The 12,358-nt window shown below is 65.6% G+C and carries 3 protein-coding genes; all 3 read left to right on the top strand.

Features of this window, described 5'->3' with window-relative positions; all coding sequences use genetic code 11:
- Positions 1–226: 226 nt before the first annotated feature.
- From BEMPMBAN_RS31990 to BEMPMBAN_RS31980, 3 genes are read left to right on the top strand one after another with little or no spacing between them, the layout of a single operon-like run.
- Positions 227–5,362 carry a DEAD/DEAH box helicase gene (locus BEMPMBAN_RS31990; RefSeq protein ID WP_159235484.1) on the top strand — a complete coding sequence of 1,712 codons (5,136 nt, stop codon included), beginning with the start codon at positions 227–229 and terminating at the stop codon, positions 5,360–5,362.
- On the top strand, positions 5,359–8,235 hold the full coding sequence (locus BEMPMBAN_RS31985) for a DUF8741 domain-containing protein (protein ID WP_159235483.1): 2,877 nt from the start codon (positions 5,359–5,361) through the stop codon (positions 8,233–8,235). Before BEMPMBAN_RS31990 ends, BEMPMBAN_RS31985 begins: the two co-directional genes overlap by 4 nt.
- Positions 8,232–12,350: an Eco57I restriction-modification methylase domain-containing protein gene (locus BEMPMBAN_RS31980; RefSeq protein WP_159235482.1), complete on the top strand. Its 4,119-nt coding sequence runs from the start codon at positions 8,232–8,234 to the stop codon at positions 12,348–12,350. The genes BEMPMBAN_RS31985 and BEMPMBAN_RS31980 overlap by 4 nt, the downstream gene beginning before the upstream one ends.
- Positions 12,351–12,358 lie beyond the last annotated feature (8 nt).

The following is a 12,358-nucleotide window of genomic DNA, read 5'->3' as shown; positions in this document are numbered from 1 at the left end:
CGAACTCGACGCCCTCTCGAGAGCTACCACGAACGGAAGCCTCATCGCGCGCTAACCATCAGATAGCGGTAACCCGCGCGGCAAAGCCAACGCACCAGCCTCGCCAAACGTGGTAATCGTGGAGGGTATGCAGCCTGGGGAGGGCAATCGACAGTACGAGACAGCTACTTTTGTCGGTGTCGCACGGTAAGTTGCCCACCTTGCAACAAATGGCGGGGGTGAAGTGATGGATGCGTTTGGTGTCCTCAAGGAGGTCCTGGGCGACTACGAGAACTTCGTCAAGGGCTTCCTTGAAATCAAGGACGACCAGATTCGCGCGAAGGTCGAATCTGAGATCGAAGCAGGTTTGCTGTGGCCCGAGCCGTGGCTCGCGCTGAATCCGGCGTTCGAGTCCGGTGGGACGGTCGGCGACCTGGTCGACAGCGGCGTTCTCGATCCCGAGTCGACCAACATCTTCCGAGATCCGTCCGGCAAAGAGATCACCTTCCATCGCCATCAGTCGGACGCGTTCGAGATCGCCAACCGGCGCGAGTCCTACGTGCTCACCACCGGCACCGGCTCAGGCAAGTCGATGTCCTACATCGCGCCCATCGTCGACCGTGTGCTGCGGGAGGGTTCCGGCAAGGGTGTTCGGGCCATCATCGTCTATCCGATGAACGCGCTGGCCAACAGTCAGCTCAAGGAGCTGGAGAAGTTCCTCGGCACGACGAACCCCAAGGTCACCTTCGCGAGGTACACGGGCCAGGAGAACCGGGAGGAGCGCGAGAAGACGCTCGCATCTCCCCCGGACATCTTGCTGACCAACTACGTGATGTTGGAACTGATGCTCACCCGTCCGAAAGAGCGCAAGAACCTCATCAGCAGTGCTGCGAATCTGTCCTTTCTGGTCCTCGACGAGCTGCACACCTACCGCGGCCGCCAGGGCGCCGATGTCGCGATGCTCGTTCGCCGGCTGCGCGGCGCCGTCGCTTCGAACGAGGTGCAGTGCATCGGCACCAGCGCGACGCTTGCCGGCCCAGGCACGAAGGCCGAGCAACGCTCGCAAGTGGCAGCGCTGGCGACCAGGATCTTCGGTGTCGAGATTCCCGCCACCAACATCGTCGGGGAAACCCTGCGCCGCGCGACGACCGGAGAATCCGATGCGGCCGCGCTCACCGCACGGCTCAGCGAAAAGACACCAACCGAATGGCAGGAGCTCAAGGCCGACCCCCTGGCCGTCTGGACCGAGAAACACTTCGGCCTGCACACCGACGATGAGGGCAAGCTGGCCCGCCGCCCACCATCCAAGCTCAGCGATGCCGCCAAAAAGCTGCACGACGAAACTGGTGTGGACGAGACGGTGTGCCGGGAGAAGTTGCAGGAACTTCTGCTGGCCGGCTCCCGCGCCCGCGACCCGCAGGGCCGCGCCCTGTTCGCCTTCAAGCTGCACCAGTTCATCGGCAAAGGCGACACCGTCTACACCACGCTGGAGCCACCGGAGAAGCGCTTCCTCACCACTCAGTACCAGCGCAGCGCGCCCAACCGCCCGCTGGGCCAGCCGCTATTCCCGCTGGCGTTCTGCCGCGAATGCGGTCAGGAGTTCCTGGTGGTGAACCTGGAACGCGGCGGCGAGAACTTCAGCCCCCGAATCCCCAACTCGGACCTGGTGGAGAACCCAGAGGCCGACGGACTGCTGTTTGTGACGAAGGAGCCTTGGCCGGACCCCAGCGACCCGGCCCTGCTCGACCTCGTACCCGAGGACTGGGTTGTGTCCAGCGGCGCGGGGCAGGTTCTCGACAAGGCACGAGTCTCCAGGTTGCCCGCTTCTCTACGGGTCGACGAGTTCGGCACCATCACCGACGACGGCATGCCAGTGGCGTTCTTCGAACGTCTGGATTTCTGCCCGTCCTGCAAGACCAGCTATGAGAGCAGTCAACAGTCGCAGTTCTCCCGGGTTGCCAGCCTCGGCACCGAGGGCCGTGCCAGTGCGGTGACCGTGCTGTCGCAGTCGGTGGTGCGGACACTCAGAGGCGAGGCCGACCTCGATGACGACGCCCGAAAGTTCCTGGCGTTCAGCGATAACCGCCAGGACGCGAGCCTGCAGTCCGGCCACTTCAACGACTTCGTCTTGGTCGGCCTGATCCGTTCCGCCCTCTACCGGGCGGCCGTCGACTACCAGGAGCGCGAGGCTGAACCACTGACCGACGAAAACCTCGGCCCCGAGGTCGTCAAGGCGTTGAGCGGGAAGGGGTTGACGCTCTTCGCCCGCGACGAGGATACCGCCGACGAGCCCATCCCCCGCAAGAAGATCACCCGTGCACTGCGCGACGTCGTCGCCTACCGGCTGTGGGCCGACCTCAAGAGAGGCTGGCGCATCACGATGCCCAACCTGGAACAGACCGGCCAGCTGCAGCTGGCCTATGACGGGGTGCACGAACTCGCCGCCGACGACGACAAGTGGGCGCCCTGCGGGGAGCCCCTGGCCGGCGCTAGCACCGAAACCCGCCGAGACATCATGCATGTTCTCCTCGATGAGATGCGTCGACATCTCTGTATCGACACCGAGTTCCTCACCGACGAGAAGTTCGACGCCGTCCGCCGCGCCAGCCGTGAATGGCTGAAAGACCCCTGGGCCGTCTCCGATGACGGCGGCACCTACAGCGGTCTTGCCTACCCGAGCGGACGGCCCAAGGCCGTCGCCGGAATCGGGGCCGATCTCTACGTGTCCGGGTTGGGGGCCTACGGACGCTGGCTGCGCCGGGCTGATCGCTTCCCCGGATTTCAGCACGCACTCAAGCCCGCGGATGCCCAAGCCCTCATCGAGCATTTGATGGAGGTCATGGCCAAGGCAGGCATTTTGGTCCGGGTTCCGGTCCCCAGGCGGGCCACCGGTTACCAGCTACGTGCCGACCTCATCGCCTGGCATCCCGGTGCTGGTGAGTATCGGGCGCGGGACCCGCTGCGCAGCAATCAGACCGAGGGACGGGTTAACCCGTACTTTAAAGCTCTGTACGCCGAGACCGCCAGAGCGCTCGTCGGACTGGAGGCCCGTGAGCACACCGCCCAGGTCGAGCCGTCGAAACGCCAGAAACGTGAGGAAGAGTTCAGCGAGGCTCGGTTGCCGGTGCTGTACTGCTCACCCACCATGGAACTCGGCGTCGACATCAAGAGCCTGAATGTGGTTGGCATGCGCAATGTCCCACCCACTCCCGCCAACTATGCACAACGGTCGGGTAGGGCCGGCCGGTCCGGGCAGCCGGCGATCGCACTCACGTACTGCGCCACCGGCAACGCGCATGACGCCTATTACTTCCGGCGCAGCCAGGATATGGTCGCCGGTGCTGTCGCACCACCACGCCTGGAATTGGGTAACCAGGATCTGGTGCGTGCCCATGCCCATTCCATCTGGCTGGTGAAGTGCGGGCTGGACCTGAAGGCGAGCATGGTCGATCTGCTGGAGATCGACCAACCCGGACAACCGCTCCGGGCCGAGGTGCTCGCGACCATCGGCTCGAAGTCCAGCCGCACCGAAGCGATCACCGCGATCACCGCGGTCCTGGAGGCATCCACCGAAGTGACCAACGCCCCATGGTGGACCGAATCCTGGGTCACCGACACCGTCGACAACGCGCCGGATCGGTTCAACCGCGCCGCCGATCGTTGGCGCGGACTGTACAACGAAGCGCAGAACGAACTCGACCAGGCCAACCAGATCCTCAAAACCATTGGTGCCTCTGAGAGCTCCAAACAGCGGGCCCGCGGCCGCATCTCGGAGGCCCGCGCCGCCCTCGACCTGCTCAAAGGTCAGGTCGACGACGTGCTGCAGGGTGACTTCTACACCTACCGCTACTTCGCGTCCGAAGGCTTCCTGCCCGGTTACTCGTTCCCGCGGCTTCCGTTGTCGGCGTTCATTCCGGCCGAGCGCCGCACCCGCAGCGGCGGCGAAGGTGACTTCATCCAGCGCCCCAGGTTCATGGCGATCAGCGAGTTCGGCCCAGGCGCCTTCATCTATCACGAGGGCGCCCGGTACGAGGTCAACCGCGTCAGTCTGCCCGCCCGGGATGACGGCACCGGCGTCCACATCACCGAGATCAAGCGCTGCGGCGCCTGCGGCTATCTGCACGAATCCACCGACCCCGACCTCTGCCAGCACTGCGGTGCGCCGTTCGACATCGAGGCCACGATGGGTAACCTGATGCGGCTGCTGTCGGTGAAGACCCGCCGCCGCGACCGCATCAGCGCCGACGAAGAGGAACGCCAGCGCGCCGGCCACGAGATCGTCACCTCGATCCGTTTTGTCCCACACGGTGTACGGGCCGGGCAACTCACCAGCACCGTCACCACCGACGGTCACGAACTGGGCACCATGACCTACGGCGACACCGCGTTGATCCGCCGGATGAACGTCGGGCTGCGCCGCCGCAAGGACAAGGATGTCCGGGGCTATGTGCTGGACACCGTCGAGGGGCGCTGGTCCAAGGAGGCCGACCTGGCCAAGAACGTCCACGGTGAGGCGCCGCGCTACCAGCGGGTGATCCCCTACGTCGAGGACCATCGCAACGCGCTGCTGCTGCACCTGGATCCGTCGATCGGCACCGACCAGCGGATGGCCGCGATGTACGCCCTCAAGCGCGGCATCGAAGCCGTCTACCAGTTGGAGGGTTCGGAGCTGGCCGTCGAGGCGCTGCCCTCCAATACCGGCGACGACGCCTGGTCACGGCTGTTGTTCTTCGAAGCGGCAGAGGGTGGCGCGGGAGTGTTGCGGCGGCTGGCCACCGAAGATGGCCAACTCAGGCAGGTGGCGCGAAAGGCGTTGGAGATCCTGCACTTCAACCCCGACACCGGCGAGGACCTTCTCCGCGCCCCGCATGCGATCGAGGACTGCGCTCAAGCCTGCTACGACTGCCTGCTGTCCTACAGCAACCAGTGGGATCACCAGCACCTGGACCGCCACTGCGTTGTCGACCTATTGAAACGGCTTGCCTCGTCGAGCGTGCACGTTGGAGCCGGCGGCGAAGACCGCGCGGCCCACCTCGAACGGCTGACGAAGGCCTGCGACAGCGAGCTGGAGAAGAAGCTGCTCACGCTTCTCGACACGCACGGCTACCGGCTTCCCGACGACGCGCAGCAGATCGTCAAGGACTTCTACGTCCGGCCTGATTTCGCCTATCACACCGATGGCATGGACGTCGCCATCTTCGTCGACGGCCCCCACCACGAATCACACCATCAGCAGGAGAAGGACGAGGAGGCCCGGATGAAGCTGGAGGACGAAGCCGGCTGGCTGGTGCTGCGTTTCGACTACAAGGATGCCGAGGACGGTTGGCTGCAGACCATCGCCGACCACGGCGGCATCTTCGGCGAAGCGAAGGCCAACGCGTGACGACCCTCGACTACCCGGCCGGGAGCCTGGTCAACGCTCGCGGCCGCGACTGGCTGGTGCTGCCCGGCTCACCGGACGGCACACTGCTGGTCCGCCCACTCGGCGGGCACGAACACGAAACCACCGTGCTGCTGCCCGACATCGATGACTTCGCCGCCGCCACGTTCGAAGCGCCCACCGTCGATGACCGCGGCGACGCCGGCCGAGCCCGACTGCTGCGCGATGCGCTGCGGTTGTCATTTCGGGCCAGCGGCGGGCCGTTCCGATCCTTCGCCCGGTTGGCCGTGACCCCGCGCAACTACCAACTGGTGCCGCTGATGATGGCGGCCAATCAAGATGTCACCCGATTGCTGATCGCCGACGGCGTGGGTATCGGCAAGACGGTCGAGGCCGGCCTCGTCGCGGCCGAGCTGCTGGCCACCGGCGAAACCCAACGCCTGGCCGTGCTGTGCTCGCCGCAGCTGGCCCCGCAATGGCGGAGCGAGCTTCGGCACAAGTTCGGCATCGACGCCCAGCTGCTGTTGCCGTCCACGGTCAACCGGTTGATGCGCAGTGTGCCGTTCGGCTCCAACGTGTATCAGCACCACCCCTACCTGGTGATCTCCACTGACTTCATCAAGCAGAAGAGCCGTCGCGACGAATTCGCCTTGCACTGCCCGGAATTAGTGATCGTCGATGAAGCACACACCTGCGTGGCGCCCGCCGGTGTCGGTAAGTCCTCACAGGCACACCTGCGGTACGCGCTGCTGCGTAAACTCGCCGACGATCACACCCGTCACCTGGTGTTGCTGACCGCGACACCGCACAGTGGCGACGACACCGCGTGGCAATCCCTGGTCGGCCTGCTCGATGACCGCCTCGGCGACTTGCCGGCCGACCTGACCGGGCGGGACCGCGAGGACGACCGCAAGCTGCTCGCCCGGTACATGATCCAGCGCCAGCGCGCCGATATCCGCGAGTACCTGCGCGGAGAGTTCCGGGAGGACACCCCGTTCCCGGAGCGCGAAACCACCGAGACCGCCTACAAGCTCACCGCCGGATACCGCCAGCTGTTCGACGACGTGATGGACTATGTCCGCGAACAGGTCGCCGACCCCAAGCTCAGCGCGGTGCGGCAACGCGTGCGCTGGTGGTCGGCCATCGCGCTGCTGCGGTGCCTGGCCTCCAGCCCCGCGGCAGCGGAGCAGACCCTGCTCAACCGTTCCGCGGTGTCAGCGGCCGACGACGAGACCGAGGTCGACACCTACGCCGAACCCCGCGTGCTGGACACCAACCTGGACGACACGCTGGAAGCCGAGGACGTCACCGTCGGCGCCGATACCGGGGACACCGATGAACCCGACACAAAGGCGCGGAAGCGTCTACGCGAGTTGGCCGCCCAGGCCGCCGCACTCAAGGGACCGCGCTCGGACGCCAAGCTCAAACGCCTCATCCCGCTGCTGAAGGAACTGCTCGACCAGGGGTATCACCCGATCGTCTTTTGCCGCTACATTCCCACCGCCGACTATCTCGCCGAGCACCTCGGTTCGGCCCTGTCGAAGGTCAAGGATCTCGGGATCGACGCCGTGACCGGCACGCTACCGCCGGAGGAGCGCGAAGTCCGCGTCGCCACCCTCAGCGCCCACGACGGACCCCGCCTACTGATCGCGACCGACTGCCTGTCCGAGGGAATCAACCTGCAGGACGGCTTCACCGCCGTGGTGCACTACGACCTCGCGTGGAACCCCACCCGCCACGAACAGCGCGAGGGCCGGGTCGACCGGTTCGGCCAGCAAGCCCCCACCGTGCGCACCGTCACCTACTACGGCGAGGACAACGGCATCGACGGCATCGTGCTGCAGGTCCTCATCCGCCGCCACGAGAACATCAAACGCAGCATCGGGGTCTCCGTGCCGATCCCAGTCGACTCCACCACCGTGATGAAAGCCATCTGGGAGTCGCTGCTGTTGCGCGGCAAGGAAGCCGAACAGCTGACCCTCGACTTCGCCGAGGCCACCTCGAAGTCCCTGGCCGACCAGGTCGAAGTCGAGTGGACCAACGCCGCCGAACGGGAGAAGGCGTCACGCTCCCGGTTCCGGCAGGCCGGGCTCAAACCCGACACCGTCGAACAGGCCCTGACCGAGGTGCGCCGCGCGCTCGGCGGCCCCGCTGATGTCGAAACCTTCACCCGCACCGCGCTGTCGCTGATGGGAGCGCCGGTCACCGATACCGGCGACGGTTTCACTGCGGTCATCGACACCCTGCCGGCCGCGGTCCGCGACCAACTCCCGCCGACCAAGGGCGGACGGCTGCACTTCCACCGCTCGCTGCCCGTCCCGGCAGGGCACTGCGTGCTCACCCGCACCGACGCCACGGTCGACGCACTGTCGCGCTACGTCCTCGACGCCGCGCTCGATCCCCGGCTCGACCCGGCGACCCGGCCCGCGCGCCGCGCCGGGGTGATGCGCACCAGTGTCGGCAAGGTGACGACGTTGCTGATGGTGCGGCACCGACTGGAGATCAGCATCCCCGGCTCGGCCACCACCGTCACCCAGGTCGCCGAAGAAGCGAAGTTCCTGGCCTTCACCGCGGCCGGGGACGACCTGACCTGGTTGCAGCAGCCCGAGGTGGACGCACTGCTGGCGCTGACGCCGTCGGGCAACGTCGACGACGCGCTAGCCCGCATGCAATTGGGCCGCGCGCTGGGCCGCCTACCCGCTCTCGCCAAGCACCTCACCGAGACCGGTCGCCATGCCGCGAAGGATCTGGTGTCCGAGCATCAGGCGGTGCGCAGCGCCTCCAAAGCCGGCGGCCGCGCACCCACGGTCAAGTTCCTGCCGCCCGCCGACGTCCTCGGCATCTACGTGTTTCTGCCCGAGGCAGGTGCCCGATGAGCGCGCTGAACCTCTTCAAGGCCGTCCGCACGGTCGGCACCGCGCTGCCCGCCGAGGCCATTCCGCGGGCCAACGAGCTGCGGATGCCCGGCCAGAGCGCCGAGGCCTATCAGCTGTCACCGGGGATGGCGGTCAACGGTGCGATCGCCCGGGCGTGGGAGGCCATGCTTGCCGCGCACCGCGCCTGGCGCGCCGGGCTGGAGCGGCTCCCCGATGGTGATGCCGCCACCAAGCTCACGCGTGACAAGTGGCTGCTGCCGATGCTCTACGAACTGGGTTGGGGCCGCCCCGATGTCGTCAGCGGTGGGCTGGCTGTGCCGCCCGGCCTCGGCGAAACCGAGGCGCCGCACTTCCCCATCTCGCACCGCGTCGCCTGGCCCGACGCCGCGAACCCTTCTGCCTGGGTGCCGCTGCACCTCGTCGGCGCCGGAATCGACTTGGACACCAAGACCGTCGGCGTGACCGCCCGTGCTCCGCAGGCCATGGTGCAGGACTACCTCAACCGGGAAGACCATGCGCTGTGGGCGATCGTGTCCAACGGCAAGCTGCTGCGGCTGCTGCGCGACGCGTCGAGCCTCACCCGGCAGTCGTTCGTCGAATTCGACCTGGACGCGATCTTCACCGATCAGCTCTACGCCGACTTCCGCATCCTGTTCCTGACCGTCCACGCCAGCCGCTTCGCACCCCGCCTGGACGACAAGGCCGCCAAAGCGGCTGCCGACAGTGCGGATGCCGATGCGGACGGCCCGGACATCGAGGTCGAGCAGGCCGAACCCAAACTCGACAACTGCTGGCTAGAACGCTGGCGCACCACCGCGATCGATGACGGCGCCCGCGCCCTGCTGAACCTGCAGCATGGCATCGCAGCCGCGTTGCAGGAGTTGGGCACCGGGTTCGTCGCCCATCCGGCCAACGCTGCGCTGCGGGAAACACTGGCAGCGGCCAGCGACGCCGACCGCGATCTACAGCGCGCACTACTGCGCATCGCCTACCGGCTGATCGTGCTGTTCGTCGTAGAGGACCGCGACCTGCTGCACCGTTCCGATGTCCCCGAGAGTGCCCGCACGCTGTATGCGGACTACTTCTCCACCGCGCGGCTGCGCCGGTTGGCAGCCGAACCGATCGGTGGCTGGCACACCGACCTGTGGGAGGCCCATCAGATCGTCACCGACGCGATCGCCGGCGACGGGCTACCCGCCCTCGGGTTGAGCGGTCTCGGGGCCAGCCTGTACACGCGGGACGCACTGAGCATTCTCGACGGCGCTAAGCTACCCAACCGGGCGCTGCTGGCCGCGGTGCGGGCGCTGGCGCAAATCGACGACCCAGTCACCGGGCTGCCCCGACCCGTCGACTACCGCAACCTCGACAGCGAGGAACTCGGCGGCATGTACGAGGGCCTACTCGCCTACACGCCGCGCTACCACGCCGACGAGCGGGCGTTCACCCTCGACGTCGCGACCGGCAACGACCGCAAGAAATCCGGCTCCTACTACACCCCCTCGGATCTGATCTCGCTGGTGCTCGACGAGGCGCTGGACCCGTTGATCGACGACGCCGTCCGAAAATCAAATCCCGAGCAGGCCCTGCTGAACCTGACGGTGGTCGATCCTGCCTGCGGTAGCGGGCATTTCGTGGTTGCCGCCGCACGGCGGATCGCCGGCGCCCTGGCCACCGTGCGCACCGGAGACACCGAACCCACCCCGTCTGCGCTGCGGGCGGCCACCGCCGATGTGATCGAGCGCTGCGTCTACGGGGTGGACCTCAACGATCTGGCCATCGAGATCACCAAGGTGGCGCTGTGGCTGGAGGCCTTCGACGCCGACCGACCGTTCCCGTTCCTCGACGCACACTTCCGCGTCGGCAACGCGCTCCTCGGAACGACGCCGGAGCTGCTGCGGCACAACATCCCCGACACCGCATTTGTTGTGCTCGGCGACGACGACAAGGACTGGACGAAGAAGCTCAAGGCCCGCAACAAGTCCGAACGCCAAGCCGACCAGGATCAGTTGACGCTGAGTTTCGGACCCGAAACCCTCAACGTCGAAACCAGCCAATTCACCAAGGCCGCCCACGACGCCGACACCGGGACTGTCGCCTCGGTGGCCGCGCTGCGGGCCCGGGCCGACGCCTGGCGTCGTCTAGAAGCCGACCCCGACCTGGTGGCCGCCAAACTCGTCGCCGACGCCTGGTGTGCGGCGTTCGTTCAACCGAAGACCGGGGCGGTGGGCACGGGCCAGGGCATCACCCACGCCACCGTGCGGGCACTGTCCGAAACACCGGAATCGGTGCCCGATACCATCATCACCCAGGTCAATCATCTGGCCCGTCAGTACCGGTTCTTTCACTGGCACTTAGAGTTCCCCGGCATCTTCACGGTCCCCGACGATGGGTCCGCCGATAGTTCCGACACCGGATGGACGGGCGGGTTTTCCTGTGTTGTCGGCAACCCGCCGTGGGAGCGGGTGAAAATCCAAGACAAAGAGTTTTTCGGCAACGCCGGTCGCCCCGACATCGAAGGCGCTGGCACCGCGGCGATCCGCAAGAAGATGATCGACAAGCTCGGCGATACCGACCCCGACCTGTACGCGGCCTACCTCGCGGCGCTGCGGCAGTCCGACGGTACCGCGCACCTGCTGTTGAAAAGCGGCCGCTACCCCTTCACCGGACAAGGCGATGTCAACACCTACAGCGTGTTCGCCGAAACCATGCGCACCATCACCGGCCCCGAGGGGGCGGCCGGCATCATCACCCCGACCGGGTTGGCCACCGACAAGACGACCGCGCCGTTCTTTGCTGACGCCTTGACTAAGCAGAGACTTCACGCCTTCTACGACTTTGTGAATGAAGGCAGGATCTTTAAAGAAGTACACTCATCAATTCACTTTGCGATCACGGCAATCGTGGGAGCTAGCCGCGAAGTCTCGCGAACCCGGTTCGCCTTCCAGACACGATTCATCTCCGATGTACCTTCACGCCGTTACGAGCTCACACCAAATGAAGCCCTTAAGCTCAACCCCAACACCGGCACGTTGCCCATGTTCGCAAACCGTGTCGACGCCAACATCACACTTGGCGTATACCACCGGAACCCTATCCTTATCCAAGACAACGACACCCGCGGAAATGTGTGGGGCTTGTCATTCGCGAGGCCCTTTGACATGGCGAACAGTTCTGGACTTTTTCTACAAGCCGGGGACCTCGATGATGCCACCTTTGACGGGTGGTCATACCGTCTCGGCGGCATTGAGTACGTACCCCTCTACGAAGGCAAGATGCTTGGGTACTTCGATCATCGATATGGAACATATCGAAATGCGACACAGGCTCAGCTCAATCAGGGGAAGCTTCCGCGGGTTCCAGACGCTGACCACGACAACCCAAATGACCTAGAACCGCTCGCTCGCCACTGGGTTGATCGTGCCGTGGTCACAGCCGCCCTAGTAGATCGGTGGGATCGCGACTGGCTACTCGGATGGCGACGTGTTGCGCGAACGAGCGACTCTCGAACGTTCATATCCTCAGTTCTTCCGGCCACCGCCATAGGCGATAGCTTCTTCCTCGCTTTCCCTCAAAACCCCAAACACGGCCCACTCCTTCACGCCACGTGGTCAAGCCTGGCATTCGACTACATCGCGCGGCAGAAAGTGAGCGGGACCAACATGAGCTACTTCATCGTGAAACAGCTTGCTTGCCCGCATCCGTCGTCATTCGACGATGCAACCCCTTGGCAAAGCTGCACCGTGCTTGGCGACTGGGTTCGGGCATATGTGCTGGAGTTGTCGTATACGTCGAGGCGAATCGCTTCCTACGCTCAGGAATTGGGAGACAAGGGTTCCCCTTTCCGGTGGAAGTCCGATCGCAGGGCGTTTCTGCGAGCCGATCTTGATGCGGGCTTCCTATTGGTATTCGGACTGAGCCGTCCAGAAGCAGAGCATGTTCTTGACTCGTTCGACGCCTCCCGCCGATCGGAGGAACACGACTTCGGCGAGTACCGCACGAAACGGCTCGTCTTGGAGGCCTACGACCGCATGGCCGAAGCAATCGCCAATGGCGGCAAGGGCTGGAAGCCGCTCGCCGATCCACCCGCTGGCCACGGCCCCCGTCACCCCGAATAGTCAAGCAA

This window comes from Mycolicibacterium austroafricanum (genome assembly GCF_902705885.1).
Lineage (GTDB): Bacteria > Actinomycetota > Actinomycetes > Mycobacteriales > Mycobacteriaceae > Mycobacterium > Mycobacterium vanbaalenii_A.
The sequence above is the reverse complement of the archived record's forward strand: the minus strand, read 5'-3'. Positions and strand labels throughout refer to the sequence as shown.

Excerpts from the sequence above, each read along its gene's own strand:
- BEMPMBAN_RS31990 (WP_159235484.1), top strand. The coding sequence starts at position 227 with ATGGATGCGTTTGGTGTCCTCAAGGAGGTCCTGGGCGACTACGAGAAC.
- BEMPMBAN_RS31980 (WP_159235482.1), top strand. The coding sequence starts at position 8,232 with ATGAGCGCGCTGAACCTCTTCAAGGCCGTCCGCACGGTCGGCACCGCG.